General features: G+C 27.2%; 13 protein-coding genes and 1 riboswitch. All 13 genes read left to right on the top strand.

The features are described 5' to 3' along the window. The first annotated feature begins 4 nt into the window (after positions 1-4). The 13 genes from JNUCC81_RS15665 to glgD all read left to right on the top strand — a co-directional run bounded on the left by JNUCC81_RS15665 (position 5) and on the right by glgD (position 17,625). On the top strand, positions 5-4,183 hold the full coding sequence (locus JNUCC81_RS15665; protein ID WP_454094320.1) for a hemoblobin-interacting domain-containing protein: 4,179 nt from the start codon (positions 5-7) through the stop codon (positions 4,181-4,183). Between the two features lie 84 nt (positions 4,184-4,267). After that, positions 4,268-5,302, top strand: coding sequence for an FAD:protein FMN transferase (locus JNUCC81_RS15660; protein ID WP_454094319.1), 1,035 nt, complete (start codon positions 4,268-4,270; stop codon positions 5,300-5,302). A gap of 111 nt (positions 5,303-5,413) precedes the next feature. Next, positions 5,414-5,595, top strand: a riboswitch (cobalamin riboswitch). Positions 5,596-5,732: 137 nt separating this feature from the next. Continuing rightward, on the top strand, positions 5,733-6,758 hold the full coding sequence (locus tag JNUCC81_RS15655; protein ID WP_454094318.1) for an ABC transporter substrate-binding protein: 1,026 nt from the start codon (positions 5,733-5,735) through the stop codon (positions 6,756-6,758). A gap of 10 nt (positions 6,759-6,768) precedes the next feature. Beyond that, positions 6,769-7,860, top strand: coding sequence for a FecCD family ABC transporter permease (locus JNUCC81_RS15650; RefSeq protein WP_454094317.1), 1,092 nt, complete (start codon positions 6,769-6,771; stop codon positions 7,858-7,860). Further along, on the top strand, positions 7,860-8,630 hold the full coding sequence (locus tag JNUCC81_RS15645) for an ABC transporter ATP-binding protein (protein ID WP_454094316.1): 771 nt from the start codon (positions 7,860-7,862) through the stop codon (positions 8,628-8,630). Before JNUCC81_RS15650 ends, JNUCC81_RS15645 begins: the two co-directional genes overlap by 1 nt. 87 nt (positions 8,631-8,717) lie before the next feature. Then, positions 8,718-9,476: a molybdate ABC transporter substrate-binding protein gene (gene modA / locus JNUCC81_RS15640; RefSeq protein ID WP_454094315.1), complete on the top strand. Its 759-nt coding sequence runs from the start codon at positions 8,718-8,720 to the stop codon at positions 9,474-9,476. Between the two features lie 32 nt (positions 9,477-9,508). Further along, on the top strand, positions 9,509-10,186 hold the full coding sequence (gene modB / locus JNUCC81_RS15635) for a molybdate ABC transporter permease subunit (protein ID WP_454094314.1): 678 nt from the start codon (positions 9,509-9,511) through the stop codon (positions 10,184-10,186). After that, the gene (locus JNUCC81_RS15630; protein ID WP_454094313.1) at positions 10,187-11,224 is read left to right on the top strand and encodes a sulfate/molybdate ABC transporter ATP-binding protein; all 1,038 of its coding nucleotides are present in this window, start codon (positions 10,187-10,189) and stop codon (positions 11,222-11,224) included. It begins immediately after the preceding gene. Between the two features lie 319 nt (positions 11,225-11,543). After that, positions 11,544-11,987, top strand: coding sequence for an NfeD family protein (locus JNUCC81_RS15625; protein ID WP_454094312.1), 444 nt, complete (start codon positions 11,544-11,546; stop codon positions 11,985-11,987). A gap of 5 nt (positions 11,988-11,992) precedes the next feature. Then, positions 11,993-12,991, top strand: coding sequence for an SPFH domain-containing protein (locus JNUCC81_RS15620; RefSeq protein WP_454094311.1), 999 nt, complete (start codon positions 11,993-11,995; stop codon positions 12,989-12,991). 275 nt (positions 12,992-13,266) lie between these two features. After that, positions 13,267-15,285 carry a 1,4-alpha-glucan branching protein GlgB gene (gene glgB / locus JNUCC81_RS15615; protein ID WP_454094310.1) on the top strand — a complete coding sequence of 673 codons (2,019 nt, stop codon included), beginning with the start codon at positions 13,267-13,269 and terminating at the stop codon, positions 15,283-15,285. Between the two features lie 56 nt (positions 15,286-15,341). After that, positions 15,342-16,496, top strand: a complete 1,155-nt coding sequence (locus JNUCC81_RS15610; protein ID WP_454094309.1) for a glucose-1-phosphate adenylyltransferase — start codon at positions 15,342-15,344, stop codon at positions 16,494-16,496. Between the two features lies 1 nt (position 16,497). Continuing rightward, positions 16,498-17,625: a glucose-1-phosphate adenylyltransferase subunit GlgD gene (glgD, locus tag JNUCC81_RS15605; RefSeq protein WP_208331947.1), complete on the top strand. Its 1,128-nt coding sequence runs from the start codon at positions 16,498-16,500 to the stop codon at positions 17,623-17,625. The last annotated feature ends 14 nt before the right edge of the window (positions 17,626-17,639 follow it).

Here is a 17,639-nt window from a genome sequence, read left to right as displayed (position 1 = left end):
CTCATTGAATAGAAAATTAATGAGCACGGCCGTAATATCACTAATAACAGCATCATCAATCTCAATAGGAGTAAATTTATCAAATAATAAATTAGATGGTACAGATAATAATAAATTTATAACAGAAAAAAAAGTATCCTCTAAAGAGGATACAAACCATGAAGTGATAAATTTAAATTCAGATGAAATTAGTGATAACGGTGATAGTAAAAAAATAGGAAGTGGTAATTCAACAATAAAAGCAACTAATCTATCTAGACCAGACAGTGAGATAAAAACAATAGGTAATATAGTAAAAGGAGAGGAAATTGTTAAATCAGAGAAAGTAAATAATACAGATAAAATACCTAATCAAATTGTAAACCAAGAAAAAGTAAACGATATAGGTAAAGTAGATAAGCAAATTATAGATAATGAAAAAGAAAATAATATGGATAAGTTAGTTAATAAAATAACAAAGATAGATAAAGTAAATGAAAAAGGTGAAATAGTTGAAAAAATTATAGCTCCTAAAAATGTAAATAATACAAATAAAGTAACAGAAAAAATTATAAAACAAGAAAATGTAAATAATATAGTAGTTAATAAAGGTGAATCAGGGAAAAATTCAAATACAATACAAACTAAAATAAACAATAAAGCTAGAAATAATATTAAATCTAGTGATATTTCAATTAGTGGATTAAAACAATTTGAAGAATCAGAGCTAAAATCAGGAACAATAAAAAATGATTTAAAAGTAACTATTTCTAATGATACAAAAGCAACTTTTGCAAATAATATTGATGGAAATGTAGATGCAATAACGTCTGCAAGTGTGATGGGATTAAATAAAGGTCACTCTCTTTATATAAAAAGGCAAGATGATAAAAATATAATTTTATCTATAAAAGGAAAATCATTAGATCATGATGCTAGCATAAATACTAACAAGAGAAATAATGACTTTAATAATAATAAAATTTATGGTGATATAAAGTTATTAATGCTACCAGAATTTTTTGTAAATATATCAGGAAAAGATAGTGTAGAAAACGGTGGAATATATGCTATAACAGATATAGTATATAAAGATAATAAAAATGATGTAAATAGTGATTCTATTATAAATTCAGATAAAACAAAAATTATTAAAGTTGAAGGAAGTGCATATGCAGTAGTAACTTTATCTAAAGGAGATATAAATAATACAACATTTAAATTTAATAAAGTATCAATAAATCCAACTCCCGTTAATACTGAAGGTACAATAGTTAAATTTGAAGTTAACCCTAATGAAATAGCTGAAATTAGTGTAACTCAAAATAGTGGAGGAACTGAAAATATAACTCTTAATCAAGGTGGAAAATCATTTACAAAAATTATAAAAAATGAAGTACCAAATAAAATATTAGCATCTGGACCTATCAGTAAGTTTGATTACCATCAAGCTAATTACGATAAAAATGGAGAACGAATACTTACTCCAAGTAAAACTACATTTAGTACAAAACATGATACTAATGAAGGGATTGATCCTACTTTACCAAAATTAAGTATAAACAAAACAAAATTAGGTAAAGATGTTGTAATGACATTTGATAATAGTAGCCAGCAAGCTAAAGATTGGCAAAAAAATATTTATAAAATAGAAAGAGTACATAAAGATAGTAGTAGTAAAGAAAGCTTACACTACTCAATACAAGATGGAAAAATAGTAATAGATAAAGATTCTGTAGCTATAAAAGATAGAAATGGAGTACATAACATAAGGATAAAATCAAAAGGGTACAATGATTTAGATATAACTATAGAGATAGTAAAACCAGCAAGAAAAGTAGAACTTTCAGGTGATTTTAATTTCTGGGCTAATAATGAACTGGTATTTAGATTAAAAGATTTTACTTATGCTATACAAAATCCAGTTTATGAAATCTTACTAGATGGAAAAGTTATAGAAGGAAATTGCATTGACTATCATGTAATATCAGATTTAATCAGATTAGAAAATGATGCTCTAGGTAAACTTACACCGGGTAAACATAGTATAACTATTAAAGCATACGGATATGAAGATTCTACTAAAGAATTTTACCTAGAAGAAGCACCGGAAGGTAGTAGTAACCCATCTATGAATCATGAAAAAGGAAATTCTAAATTAAGTATAAATAATGCTTCTATATCAAGTATAGATACCATATCAAGTGCAAGTGGTGGAGGTGGTAGTACTGGAGGAAGCTTAATGATGAGAGCTAATATAATATATGATTTTGACTTGATTTCAAATGCTATGATTCTTAGAAATTTAAGAATGGGTACAGACTACTCAAATGAAGTTTTATCTTGGTGGGCAGCTATGACAAAAGATGCTGTATTAACTAATGAATCTGAGAAAGTAATAAGTTATCAAAGCTATAAAAATGCTGTAAATGAAGCGGCCATGAAAGGTAAGTATTTAACATTTAAAAGTTACTATGATAGCGTAAAAGAAAGTAATTACTTAAATGGACCATACCAAATTAAATATATGTTAGAAAATGGATTATTTGGAGATGTACAATTGTATTCGCAAGAAAATTTAAAAATAGCACCTAAATTATCAATTGAAGGTAATATTGAGGATGGATTAAAAATTAACATTGATAATGATAATCAATATACTGAAAATATAGAAAGAGTTTTAGTAGGCATGAATGAACTCTCAAAAGATAGTTATAAAATTGAAAACTCAAAAATAACAATTACCGATACATCTAAATTTAGTAGGGATGAAAATATTATCAAGCTAGTAGCAAAAGGATACAAAGATAATATAATATCTGTAAACTTAAGAAATAAAGAAGTAGATTTAAAAGCTAGTAAAGATAATAATGGAAATATATTAATAAAATTTGATAAAGACTTTAAGAGCAATGTAGTAGGCTTATCACTTAATGGAAAATCATTATTAAGTGATTCTCAAGTTGGTGGTAATGGCGATTATTACTATATAGGAGAAACTTTAGTTTTAAGAAATAAATTATTTGAAAATAAAGAAGATCAACAACAAACTATGATAGTGAAAGCGAATAAATATGATGATTCTAGCTTATCATTTATTCCTAAAAAATTAGAAATAAAAAGTGTAGAAAAGCTGGATATACCTAATTTTGTTAAGTTAAATGAATCAAATAAATTTAATAAAAATGAAAGTGTATTAATAGATGTAGAAGATGTTACTGATGGAAAGTATAGAAAAGACATAACAAATATTTTAGTAAATGGTAAAAATGTAGAGTATACTGCATCTAAAGATAATTTCTATTCAATTGAAATAGCAGGTACAGTTTTTAATGAGGAAAATAATTATGAAATAACAATAAAAACTAATAATTATAAGGATTTTGTTATAAATAAAAGAATAGGTAAACAAGAAGAATCTAAGCCAGAAATTACCGTAGATACAAAAAAAATACCTGCTCCAGAAATAATATTTGAAAAAGATATGTTTAGAAAAAATATAATTAAATCTAATGATAAAGATTATTTAAATAGTATTGATAGCATAAAAATTAATGGAAAAAGCTTAACAAAAGCATCAAATTCATACAGCAGTGATGGTTGGATTTTAGACAAAGATAAAATTATAATATTTAATGAATTAATAGGAGGAAGTGAAATAACTCTAGAATCAAGTTTATATGCAGATAACTCATATAAGGTGCCTAAAAAATCAGTAGAAAATATAAAGTTATCTAAAAAGAATAATGGTAATTCTGTATTTTCACATTCAGACTATAATTGGACTGAAAATGTAGAAGTAAGTATAAATGGAAAAATATTAAAAAATAATGAAGAAGTTAGAGCTGATTATGGTCAAGTTACGGTATTAGTTCCATTATCTATAAATGATAATATACTTATAAAATCAGAAGGATATAATGACTATATATACAATGTTCAGTTAGTTGATAATAAAGTAAAATCTAATAAAAATACGTTCACAGGTAGTTATACATTTACTTCATCTAATAATGGGTGGAGTGAATCTATAACTAGTGTACAAATAAATGGGGAAGAAATTGAAAAAACATCAGAGATAAACCCGACTAAAGGATATAAGTTTAACTACTCTGGAGGAATAGATTTATATAATCAGCTAAATTCCGGTGATATAGTAACAATAAAATCAGATGGATACACTGACTATACTTATACATTTTAAAATTAAGTATAATATATAAATATAATAGTAATAGTAATACGAAACCACATAGTTTCGTATTACTATTGATTATGAGAGGGAAGCATGAAAAAAATATATTTAATAGTTATATTATTGTTAGGAGTATTATCTATAGGATGTGAGAAAAAAGAATATAGTAGCTATGATATGGATGTATTCGCTATGGGATCTTATATAAAAATTAGCATATATTCACAAGAAAAAGTAGATGATAAAGTTTTTGAAAGAATGGAAAATGCTATAAGAGATGTAGATCATAAAATGTCTATCAATGACAAAAACGTAGAAAGTGAAGTCGACAAGATAAATGAGAAAGCTGGAACTGAATTTGTAAACGTTAGTAAAGAAACTTTTGAATTAATTGAGCGAGGCATAAAGTATAGTAAAGAAACTAATGAAAATTTAGATATAGCAATAGGTCCTGTAGTTAAATTATGGAATATTGGATTTGAAGATGCTAGCTTGCCAGATGATTTAGATATAAAAAATGCTTTGAGTTTAGTTGATATAGATAAAATATCATTAAATAAAAAAGAAAGCTCTATTATGCTAAAACAAAAAGGTATGATGATTGATTTAGGGGCAATAGCAAAAGGATATGTAGGAGAGAAATTAAAAAGTATTATTTTAGATAGTGGATATAAACATGCAGTTTTAAATATAGGTGGAAACATATTATGTATAGGAGAAAAAGTTGATTCTAGCCCATACAAGGTAGGAATAAGAGATGGAAAAAAATCTAAAAATGATGTCATAGGAGCATTAGATGTAGCAAATAAATCAGTAGTAACATCAGGAATATATGAACGAAATTTTGTAAATAATGGGAAACTATATCACCATATATTAGATAGAAAGACAGGATACCCTGTAGAAAATAATTTACAAAGTGTTTCTATTATATCGGATGATTCTACATATTGTGATGCATTATCGACAGCGATATTCTCTATGGGGCTTGATAAAGGTTTAGAATATGTAAATGATAAGAGTGACGTAGAAGCTATTTTTGTGACAAAGGATAATAAGGTTTATCTTACAAGTGGTATAAAAGGAAAGTTTAAATTAACTTCAGAAGAATATAATTTACAACCGTAAAAAATCTGACAATGTTTTCAATAAAAATACAATAATTAATTAAAATACCCAATAATATAGAAAAAAAACATAAATTCTATTATAATTATATATAAAGTAATAAAATTATTACTATATATGGATAATATTGGTTTTAGTGTGAATTAAAAAGGAAGATGGATGAGATTTCCACACAGTGCCGCTACTGTAATTAAGGAGTGCTAACTTACTATGTCACTGAATTTATAATTTGGGAAGGCTAGTTAGTGCGATGATTTATAAGTCAGGAGACTTGCCAGTATTAAAATATCGATACTCTTCGGTACAAAGAGAGATATAAGACATAAATAAATATCAATAAAGTGTCATTACTGAGAGTGTCCTTATATTATATCTATAGACAGTTATAATTTTTTACAAATTATAATTTAGATACAAAATGGAGGATGACATGAAAAAAATTAAGCAAATGATGGTATTTTTATTAAGCTTCATATTTATAATTGGAGCTGTTGGATGTAGCCCAACAAATGAAAAAAAGGATGAAGGTAAAAGCAACTCAAAGGTGGAAGAATCAGCAAATAAAGATTCTCACTACCCAGTAACTATTACAACTTATAATTATAAAAAAGAGCCAGTTGAAATAACTTTTAATAAGGCTCCTGAAAAAGTTGTAGCTATATATCAAAATTCAATTGAAACAATGTTAGCATTAGGATTAGAAGATAAAATAGTTGCAGCAGCAGGTCTTGACCATGATGTAAAAGATGAATATAAAGAAGCATTTAAAAAAGTGAAATATTTAGAAGAATTTACACCATCAAAAGAAAGTATAATAATGGAAAAACCAGATTTTATATTAAGTTGGTATTCATTATTTGATGAAAAAAGACTAGGTGAAGTAGATTATTGGCACAAGAACAATATAAATACATATATGTCTTTAAATAGTGGTGTAAAAGATGAAAAAACAATAGAAAATGAAATAACAGATATATTAAATTTAGGAAAAATATTTAATGTTGAAGATAAAGCTCAAGAGCTGGTAAATAAAATAAATAAAAAGGTTGAGGAAGTATCTAAATCTGTAGAAGGTAAAGAAAAACAAAGCACTTTAATTGTTGAGTTTGGTAAAGATCAAATGATTACTTATGGAGCGAATTCATTAGGTGGAGATATGATAAAAACATTAGGAGCAAATTTATTAAATCCTCAAGGGAAAGCAATTAATGAAGAAGATTTAATAAACTTAAATCCAGATTCTATATTTGTTGTATACATGGATAGATCAGATGAAAAGGTTCCTAAGCAAGAAGTAAATAAGATATTAGAAAATAAGGCGTTAAAAAGCTTAAATGCAGTTAAAAATAAAAGAGTTTATGCGATACCTTTAGGAGATATGTACTCTAGTGGTATAAGAACTATTGATGGTATAAATACTTTTGCAAAAGGATTATATCCAGACTTAAAAAACTAGGAGAGTCATAATGGAAAAAGAAATTTATATTAAAGATGGAAACTCTAATATATTTAAAGGAACACCTATTTATATAGGTGTTTCTATATTTTTATTAATACTATTATTTTTATCAGTAGGCCTTGCAGTTACACTTGGTTCTGTTGATATAAGCATAAAAGAAGTATATGATATTATTTTTTATAAACTATTTAATATTGGACAATCAGAAATCCTAGGTAATGGAGCTATTCATGATGTTGTGTGGCTTATAAGGCTTCCAAGAATTGTATTAGCAATATGTGTAGGTATGGGATTATCAGTAGTGGGAATAGTAATGCAAGCTATTGTAAAAAATCCACTAGCAGATCCTTATATATTAGGGGTATCATCAGGAGCATCATTAGGAGCTACAATAGCTGTCATGTTTGGAGTTGGTTCAATATTAGGAAGTAATGCAATTGGAGTTTCTGGTTTTATTGGAGCATTTATAGCATCTATACTAGTTCTTGTTATATCAAATATTGGAGGAAGAGCAAATTCTATAAAACTTCTATTAGCAGGAACAGCAATAAGTTCAGTTTGTAGTGCATTTTCGAGCTTTATAGTATATATAGTGGATGATGCAAGTAAAATAAAAACTATAACATTTTGGCTTATGGGAAGTTTGGCAGGAGCTAAATGGGAAGAGTTAATTTTTATACTACCTATAATAATAATTGGAACTATATTTTTTATAACTCAATACAGAACATTAAACTTAATGTTATTAGGAGATGAAGTTTCTATTACTTTAGGAACTGATTTGCATAAGTATAGACATATGTATCTGATAATAACATCATTGATGATAGGAGTTTTAGTGTATGCATCTGGTATGATAGGATTTGTAGGCCTTGTCATACCTCATATAGTAAGAATGATATTTGGAACAGACCACAAGAAGATAATACCTATAGCTGCAATATTAGGAGCAATATTTTTAATATGGGCAGATGTATTATCTAGAATAATAATAAAAGGAACTGAAATCCCAATAGGTATATTAACTTCTATAATAGGAGCTCCATGTTTTATTTGGTTAATGATAAGAAATGCTTACGGATTTGGAGGGAAAAATTAATGCATATAAAAACATATGGAGTTAATGCTAAAATAGGTGATATAGATATTTTAACGAATATTAATATAGATGTAGATAATAAAGAATTTGTAGGAATAATAGGGCCAAATGGAAGTGGAAAATCAACATTTTTAAAATGTATTTATAGAACATTAAAACCACATGGCGGAACTATAAAATTAGATGAAGTAAATATAGATAAGCTATCTATAAAAGATACTGCTAAAAAAATGGCGGTTGTTTCTCAGCATAATTATTATGATTTTGATTTTACTGTAAAAGATATAGTATTAATGGGGAGATCTCCTCACAAAAAAATGATGGAAAGAGATACTGAAGATGATTATAAAATTATGTATAAATCTTTAGATAAGGTAAATATGTTAGATTTTAAGGATAGAATATTTTCTACTCTATCTGGAGGGGAGCAACAACGTATAATATTAGCAAGAGCTTTAGCTCAAAAAACATCATGTTTAATATTAGACGAACCAACTAACCACCTAGATATAAAATATCAATTACAATTAATGGATATAGTTAAAAATTTAAATATAGAAGTAGTAGCAGCAATACATGACTTAAATATTGCAGCTATGTACTGTGATAAGATATATGTATTAAAAAATGGAGAAATAGTCAAATACGGAACTCCAAAAGAAGTATTGACTAAAGAATTAATAAAAGCAGTATACGAAGTTGATGCAATAGTCAATGAAGACAGTGAAACTGGTTTAATTAATATACTTTTTAAAAGAAACTTAGCTTAAAAGTTACAGCGCCTATATTATTAGGCGCTATTTTAATGTAAAATTATATAGTATTAAGGAAAATATATTATAGGGGGGTAAGAAAAAATGAAAAATATAATTAAGAAGCTGTACTTTATACTTCCAGTTTTTCTAGTAATGGTTGGATGCCAATCTAAAAACACAGTTGAAGAAATAAATATATCAGCTGCAGCTAGTTTAAAAGAAGTTATGGGCGAAATAAAAACTGAATATGAAAGTAAAAATAAAAATATAAATCTTACTATAAATTACGGAAGTTCAGGTTCTTTAAAGCAACAAATTGAACAGGGAGCTCCATGTGATATTTTTATATCAGCAGGACAAAGCCAAGTAGATGATTTAGATAAAGGTGGATTTTTAGTATCTGATACAGTTAAAGAATTTACAAGAAATAAGCTGGCTTTAATAGCTCCAAAGGATGGAACTTTAGGTAAAATAGATGACTTGACTACAGATAAAATAAAACATATAGGTGTTGGTTATCCTGATAGTGTACCAGCAGGGAAATATGCAGATGAAGTATTAAATAGTTTAAACTTAAAAGAGAAAATAAAAGATAAATTAACCTTTGGAAAAGATGTAAAAGAAGTATTAGCTTGGACAAGCTCAGGAAATGCGGATGCAGGATTTGTTTATATAAGTGATACTGTAAATAATGATAGCGTTAAAGTAATTGAAGTTATAGATGAAAAAAATCATTCGCCAATAATTTATCCAGTAGCTATTACAAAGAGTAGCAAAAAAATTGAACAAAGTAAGAAACTTGAAGAATTTTTACTTAGTGAAGATGTAAAAAAAATATTAAATAAATATGGATACAATTAAAGATTAGAAAGTATAGAAAGGAATTTAAAGTTATGGATTGGTCACCACTATATATATCTATAAAAACCTCTATTTTAGCGACTAGTATTACTTTTTTTATAGGGATATTGGTGTCTTATAAAATGGCAATGTATAAAGGAAAATTTAAGGGGTTAATTGATGGATTACTAACAATACCATTAATATTGCCACCTACAGTAATAGGTTTTTTTCTACTAATTATTTTAGGTAAGAATTCAATTTTAGGTAAATTACTTTTTTCATTTGATAAAAATATAATATTTACTTGGTCAGCAACAGTTATATCAGCAGTTGTTGTTTCATTTCCTATGATGTATAGGACGACTAGATCAGCATTTGAGCAAATTGATGATAATATTATTCTATCGGCAAGAACATTAGGTCTTAGTGAGTTAAAGATTTTTACAAAGATTGCTATTCCGCTAGCGTATCCTGGAATTATTGGAGGATGTGTATTAACATTTGCTAGAGCGTTGGGGGAATTTGGGGCAACTTTGATGATAGCAGGTAATATTCCAGGTAAAACTCAAACAATGCCAGTAGCTATTTTTTTTGCTGTTGAAAGTGGAGACATGAACAAGGCCATGACGTGGGTAATTATGATTATTTTAATATCATTTCTTATGATTATAATTCTAAATTACTGGTCTGATAAACAACAAAAAATAATAGGAAAGAGGCTAAAGTAAATGTCATTTTATATTGATATAGAAAAGAAGTTAGAGTCCTTTAATTTAAAAGTTAAATTTGAACAAAATGGTAATGTTCTTGGTTTTTTAGGTGAATCTGGTTGTGGTAAAAGTATGACTTTAAAATGCATAGCTGGTATTGAAACTCCAACAAAAGGAAAAATAGAGTTAAATAATAGAATATTATTTGACTCAGAAAAGAAAATAAATTTATCAGTACAAGAAAGAAAAATTGGATTTCTATTTCAAAATTATGCACTTTTTCCACATATGACTGTGAGAGAAAATATAGAAATTGGATTATTTAATTTAGAAAAAAATAAAATAAAATATATATCAAATAAATACATTCAGAAATTTAAATTAGTAGGATTAGAAAATAGATATCCTCATCAACTATCAGGAGGACAATCTCAAAGAGTTGCATTGGCTAGAGTTTTAGCTACAGAGCCAGAAATATTGCTTTTAGATGAACCATTTTCAGCGCTAGACTACCATCTTAGAAGTGACATGGAAATAGAGCTAGTAAATATATTAAATGATTATAAAGGTGAAGTAATATTTGTAACTCATGATATAAAAGAAGCGTATAGAGTTTGCGATGATATAGTAGTATACGATAAAGGGCTATCTAAGGATAAAAAAAAAATAGAGGAGCTATTTAAAAGTCCAAATTCAATTGTAGAAGCTAAAATGACAGGTTGTAAAAATATATTAAAAATAGAAAAAACTAAGGGTCATAATTTTTATATTTCAGACTTAAGCTTTGTAATTAATACTAATAAAGCTTTAGATGATAATATTAATTATATAGGAATTCGCCAAGAACATATTAATTTGAAAAAAGATATAAAAGGATTATTTAAAATAAAAAATATAGTAAAAAATCCATTTGGATATACAATCTTTATTAAAAATAAAGAAAATAGAGAATGTAAACTTATTCAAGTAGACCTATATAAAGATAGTGTAGATTTTAATATTAATGATAGTGTAAATTTAAATATAAATGAAGATAAAATAATGTATCTAAGATAAATTATAATTTTAAAAATAATTAATTGGGAAAGATACATAATATTCATTAGATAGCTCCTGTACTTAGCAGGAGTTATTTTATATATAAGGAGATTATATTTTATCCGATTTGTGGGTATATATATTTAAATTTTATGCTTGTTTATGCAGTCGTAATCTTTTTGTAATATATATAGCTTTAAATTATGGTAAACTGTATTTAAATAAGAGGGGAGAATCTTATTTTTTAGTTAATAATTTTTTTTATAAACATATATTTAATAATAGAAGATTTAAAAGCTTAATAAATTTAAAATATAATATTAAATGAGGGATTGATATGAAGTTAATATGGTTAATAATAGCTATTGCATTTGGGATAGCAGAGGCTATGACACCTAGTTTAACATTAATATGGTTTAGCATAGGTGCATTAGTAGTATTATTTTTAAGCAGCTTTATAGAGAGTATATTTATACAAATAGTACTATTTGCAATAATATCTACAGCTCTTTTATTTATAGCTACTAAAAAAATAGTAAAAAAAGATGAAAGTTATAAATATAATACTAACTTGCAGGCTATCATTTCAAAGAGAGGAACAGTGGAGTCAGAAATACTTCCGGGTCAAACTGGATTAGTAGTAGTTGATAGTGAAAAGTGGAGTGCTATATCTATTGATGGAAGAAAATTAGAAAAAGGCGATATTGTAGAAGTAGTTAAAATTGAGGGAGTTAAATTAGTTGTCAAAAAAATAAAAAAAATAAATATAGTGGGGGTATGATTTAAATGGTAGAATCAGTAATGCCGATAATATTACCAATAGTATTAATAGCTGTTGTTGTAATATTAGGCTTATCATGTGTTAGGGTAATAAAGCAGTCTAAAGTAGGAATAGTAATGAGACTTGGAAAGTTTCTAAAAGTAGCAGATACAGGAGTTCATTTTTTAGTACCATTTATAGATACTATGAGCTATGTAATTGATTTAAGAGAAAATGTAGTAGATTTTCCACCGCAACCAGTTATAACTAAGGATAATGTAACTATGCAAATAGATACTGTAGTTTATTATAGAGTTACAGATCCAGCTAGATATGTATTTGAAATAGCAAATCCAATAACAGCAATAGAAAATTTAACAGCAACAACTCTTAGAAATATAATAGGTGAATTAGACCTAGATGAAACATTAACGTCTAGAGATATAATAAATACAAAAATGAGAGTAATATTAGATGAAGCAACAGATAAGTGGGGTATAAAAGTAAATAGAGTAGAGCTTAAAAATATAATGCCTCCACATGATATACAAGTAACTATGGAAAAACAAATGAGAGCAGAAAGAGAAAGAAGAGAATCTATCCTTCAAGCAGAAGGTAACAAATCTGCATCAATACTTCAGGCGGAAGGGGAAAAGCAATCTGCAATACTTAGAGCAGAAGCTAAAAAAGAATCTACGATTCGTGAGGCAGAAGGTCAAAAAGAAGCAGATATACTTAAAGCGCAAGGTGAGGCTGAAGCAATAAGACAAATTGCAATAGCAAAAGCTCAAGGGGATGCAGAAGTTATATTTAGAGTCCAAGAAGCAAATGCTAAAGGTTTAAGAGAAGTATTTTTAGCTATGAAAGAATCTGATATTGATGATAATATGCTAGCTTTAAAATCAATAGAAGCTCTTGAAAAAATGGCAGATGGAAATGCAACGAAGCTTATACTACCTTCAGATACTGTAAACTTTTTAGGAACATTTAAAGGAATAAAAGAGGTTTTAGGTGATGATAAGTAGTATTTATATAGAATAAATTATTTTAAAGAAGTCTTATAATTTTATAAGACTTCTTTTTTTAGATTTAATATTAATTGAATCTTTACCACGAATAAACTCGATATATGAAAATAGATTTATTAATATGGAATAACATACAATAAAATGACTGAATTTTTCTAAAACTTATTCGTAAAGTATATAATGTTTTACTATATAATTAATTAAAGCATAGAACATTTTACTATATAATTAATTACTATGTGAGAGATCAATAGGGGGAGGAAATTTTACATATGGCGTACAAAAAAAATATAAAATATGAAGATCTCATTAGCCGAGAAAATATTGATAGATTTAAAATGGGTCATTCATATGATAGCTACAAATTTATGGGAAGCCATATAGCTACGCGCAAAGGTAAAAAGGGGATATGTTTTAATGTATGGGCACCAAATGCGAAAAATGTGTATTTAGTAGGAGATTTCAATGATTGGAACAAAGAATCATATCCTATGGAAAATATTAATGATAGTGGAATATGGAGTATTTTTCTAACAAATGTAATAATAGGTCAATCATATAAATATAATGTAATAGGTTATGATGGTATCAGTAGAATGAAATCGGATCCATATGCAGTATATTCTCAAAAAAGGCCAAACACTGCATCTATAGTATATAATCAAGACGATTATAAGTGGAAAGATCAAAAATGGTTAAAAAATAGAGAAAATAAAAAGTATGACAATGAGCCGATGAATATTTATGAGGTTCATTTAGGTTCATGGAAAAGAAAATGGGATGGGGAATTTTTTTCTTATGATGAACTCTATGAAATGATAGATTATGTAAAAGATATGGGATATACACATATAGAAATACTTCCTATAACGGAGCATCCATTAGATGAATCTTGGGGATATCAAACTATAGGATATTATAGTAGCACTAGCAGATATGGTAGACCAGATGAATTTAAAGCATTTATAGACAAGTGCCATAAAAGTGAAATTGGAGTAATAGTAGATTTTGCATATAGCCATTTTTGCAAAGATGAACATGGATTATATAAGTTTGATGGAACTAATCAATTTGAATATAGTGATCCACTAAAGGCTGAAAATATAGGCTGGGGAACTGCTCATTTTGATTTAGGAAAATCAGAAGTTAATAGCTTTTTATTATCAAACGCCATTTATTGGTTTAATGAGTTTCATATAGATGGAATGAGAGTAGATGCAGTATCCAGTATGTTGTATTTAGATTATGACATAGGTCAATGGAAACCGAATAAATATGGAGGAAGAGAAAATTTAGAAGCAATAGATTTTTTAAAACGATTTAATGAAACTATATATAGATACGTTGATAACCCTATAGTAGTAGCTGAAGAATCTACAGCATGGCCAATGGTAACAGGACCAACATATAAGGGAGCACTAGGTTTTACATATAAATGGAATATGGGATGGATGAATGATACCTTAAGATACATGGAAATGGATCCTATATATAGGAAATATCATCATGAATTAATAACTTTTTCTTTTATGTATGCCTTCTCAGAAAATTTCATACTACCTTTATCTCATGATGAAGTTGTCCATGGTAAAAAATCATTATTGGATAAAATGCCAGGGGATACATGGCAAAAATTTGCAAATCTTAGAACTTTATATGCGTATTATATGATGCACCCAGGAAAGAAACTTTTATTTATGGGATGCGAATTTGCTCAAGGGTTAGAGTGGCGATATGCTTATGGATTAGAATGGGAGCTTTTAGAAATAGAGCCTCATATTAAGATGAAAGATTATATAAGAGATTTAAATAATTTATATAGAAGTGAAAAAGCCTTACATGAAATAGATAATAGTTATGAAGGTTTTGATTTTATTGATCCTCACAATAGTGAACAAAGTGTAGTAGTACTTATGAGAAAAGGTAAAAAGCCTAAAGATTTTATGATAGCAGTAATAAACTTCACTCCTATTGTTTACTATGACTATAAAGTAGGTGTTCCATATGAGGGTGTATATGAAGAAGTATTAAACTCTGACAATGATAAATATTTTGGATCAAACCAAACTATGGAAGGTGCTAAGTTAACTTCTATAAATGAAAAATGGCATAATAAAGACCACTATATAAAAATAAAAGTTCCTCCTTTAGGAGTAAGTTTTATTAAGGGAAAAGATATATTTTTAGATAAATTAGATATAAATAAAGAAGAGAAAATACTTATTGGTGGTAAGAGTAAGAAAAGTGAAATTATAAATAAAAAAAGTATAATCAAAGTTCAGGAATTATAAAAATATAAAAAATATTTTAATAATAAATTAGTGATTAGTAATAAGGGGGATAACTAGTGAAAAAAGAAATGTTAGCTATGATTTTAGCAGGGGGACAAGGTTCAAGACTAGGAGTTTTTACAAAAAGAATTGCTAAGCCAGCAGTATCATTCGGTGGAAAGTATAGAATAATAGATTTTGTATTAAGCAATTGTTCTAATTCAGGTATAGATACAGTAGGTGTATTAACACAATATAGACCATTAATTTTAAATACTCATATAGGTATGGGAAGCCATTGGGATTTAGATAGAATAAATGGAGGAGTATATGTACTTCAACCATATATGAATGAAACAGAAGGAAATTGGTATAAAGGTACTGCAGATGCTATATATAAAAATATTGATTTTATAGATAATTATAACCCTGAATATGTATTAGTATTATCAGGTGATCATATATATAAAATGGATTATAATAAAATGCTATCATATCATAAAGAAAGAAATGCAAAAGCTACTATAGCTGTAATTGAAGTTCCATGGGATGAAGCTTCAAGATTTGGAATAATGAATACAAATAATGATGGAAGTATTTATGAATTTGATGAAAAACCTGAAAATCCTAAAAATAATTTAGCTTCTATGGGAGTTTATATATTTGATTGGAAGGTCTTAAAAAGTTACTTTAAACAGATTGAAACAGAAAATGTAAACTATGATGATTTTGGAAAAAATTTATTACCTCAAATGCTAGAAGACAATGTTGAAATGTTTGCATATCCGTTCACGGGATATTGGAGAGATGTAGGTACTATACAAAGCTTGTGGGAAGCTAATATGGATCTTATAAATTCAGAAGAAACATTAAAGTTAAATGATAATAAATGGAGAATATACACAAATACAAAGGCTATGCCTCCTCAATATGTTGGTTCAAATGCAAATTTAAGTAAATCAATGATCGCAGATGGTTGCATGGTACTAGGTAAAGTGGATCATTCTGTATTATCTCATGGAGTAGAAATTGGAGAAGGAAGTATTATAAAAGATTCGGTAATAATGCCTAATGTTAAAATAGGTAAAAATGTAGTTATAGAAAAAGCTATGATCGGAGAAGGGGCAATAATAGAAGATAATTGCTATATAAAAAATGATAGAAATGAAATAAATGTAGTTTCTGAGTATGAAGTTATAAAAGCTGAAGCTGTATTAGAAGGAGGTCTGTAAAATGGCAAATAAGTGTATGGGATTAATAAATTTAAATAAAAAAGGGGAGCCAAATATAAGTAAACTTAATTATGGAAGACCCTTAGCATCAACGCCGATAGCAGGAAGATATAGAGTAATAGATTTCACTTTATCTAATATGGTAAACTCAGGAATTACTAATATAGGAATATATGCAAAAGAAAAATACAGATCTTTAACTGATCACATAGGAAGCGGAAAAGATTGGGATTTAAGTAGAAAAAAAGGTGGATTATATATATTTAGTCCAGAAGATACTGAAGTACAAAATAAATATCCATATAGAAAGGGAGATATTTACAATATATTATGCAATATAGGTTATATAGAAAAGAGTGAAGAAGAATATATACTAATTTCACCAAGTTATATGATGTGTAATATGGATTATAGTGAAGCTATTAAATACCATATAAGATCTAAAAATGATATAACAATGGTATATAAACCAGTTGATAATGCAAATGAAGATTTTGATGGAAATTTGACTCTGGTGTTAGATGATAAAAAAGTAGTAAATATAGGTAGTAACTTAGGGGTATACTCTAATGCAAATATATGGATGGAAACATACATAATGAAAAGAGAAGATTTTATAAAAACTATATATATGTTAAGTAATACAGGAGAATATTTATATTTAGAAGATTACATATCTGAAAATGTAAATAATTTAAGAGTTGGAGCGTATGAATACAATGGATATTTAAAATGTATAAAAACAACTAAATCATACTTTGATATGAGTAAAGACTTATTAAATATAGATATAGCTAAGGAATTATTATATTCAGATAGAAGAATATTAACTAAAGAAAAAAATGAATCGCCTACAGTATATTCTGATAATGCAAATGTAGAGAACTCATTTATAGCTACAGGATGCGTAATAGAAGGAAATGTGAAAAATAGTATTATATTTAGAAAGGTACATATAAAAGAAGGTGCTAATATAGAAAACTGTGTAGTAATGCAAAACTGTATTATAGATAAAGGTGCATATTTACAAAATGTTATATTTGATAAAAATATAAATATGGGTGAAGGAAAAGAATTAAGAGGAGATGAAAATTATCCTATAGTCATAGAAAAAGATATAAGTATTTAGAGGGGGGAAATTTT

The organism is Faecalimicrobium sp. JNUCC 81 (assembly GCF_053667625.1).
Note: the sequence above shows the minus strand (reverse complement) of the source record. Positions and strands in the feature narration are given on the sequence as shown.

Bases quoted from the DNA above. Each gene is read 5' to 3' on its own strand.
- JNUCC81_RS15650 (WP_454094317.1), top strand. From the start codon at position 6,769: ATGGAAAAAGAAATTTATATTAAAGATGGAAACTCTAATATATTTAAA.
- JNUCC81_RS15660 (WP_454094319.1), top strand. From the start codon at position 4,268: ATGAAAAAAATATATTTAATAGTTATATTATTGTTAGGAGTATTATCT.
- modB (WP_454094314.1), top strand. From the start codon at position 9,509: ATGGATTGGTCACCACTATATATATCTATAAAAACCTCTATTTTAGCG.
- glgB (WP_454094310.1), top strand. From the start codon at position 13,267: ATGGCGTACAAAAAAAATATAAAATATGAAGATCTCATTAGCCGAGAA.
- glgD (WP_208331947.1), top strand. From the start codon at position 16,498: ATGGCAAATAAGTGTATGGGATTAATAAATTTAAATAAAAAAGGGGAG.
- JNUCC81_RS15625 (WP_454094312.1), top strand. From the start codon at position 11,544: ATGAAGTTAATATGGTTAATAATAGCTATTGCATTTGGGATAGCAGAG.
- JNUCC81_RS15630 (WP_454094313.1), top strand. From the start codon at position 10,187: ATGTCATTTTATATTGATATAGAAAAGAAGTTAGAGTCCTTTAATTTA.
- JNUCC81_RS15655 (WP_454094318.1), top strand. From the start codon at position 5,733: ATGAAAAAAATTAAGCAAATGATGGTATTTTTATTAAGCTTCATATTT.
- JNUCC81_RS15645 (WP_454094316.1), top strand. From the start codon at position 7,860: ATGCATATAAAAACATATGGAGTTAATGCTAAAATAGGTGATATAGAT.
- modA (WP_454094315.1), top strand. From the start codon at position 8,718: ATGAAAAATATAATTAAGAAGCTGTACTTTATACTTCCAGTTTTTCTA.
- JNUCC81_RS15620 (WP_454094311.1), top strand. From the start codon at position 11,993: ATGGTAGAATCAGTAATGCCGATAATATTACCAATAGTATTAATAGCT.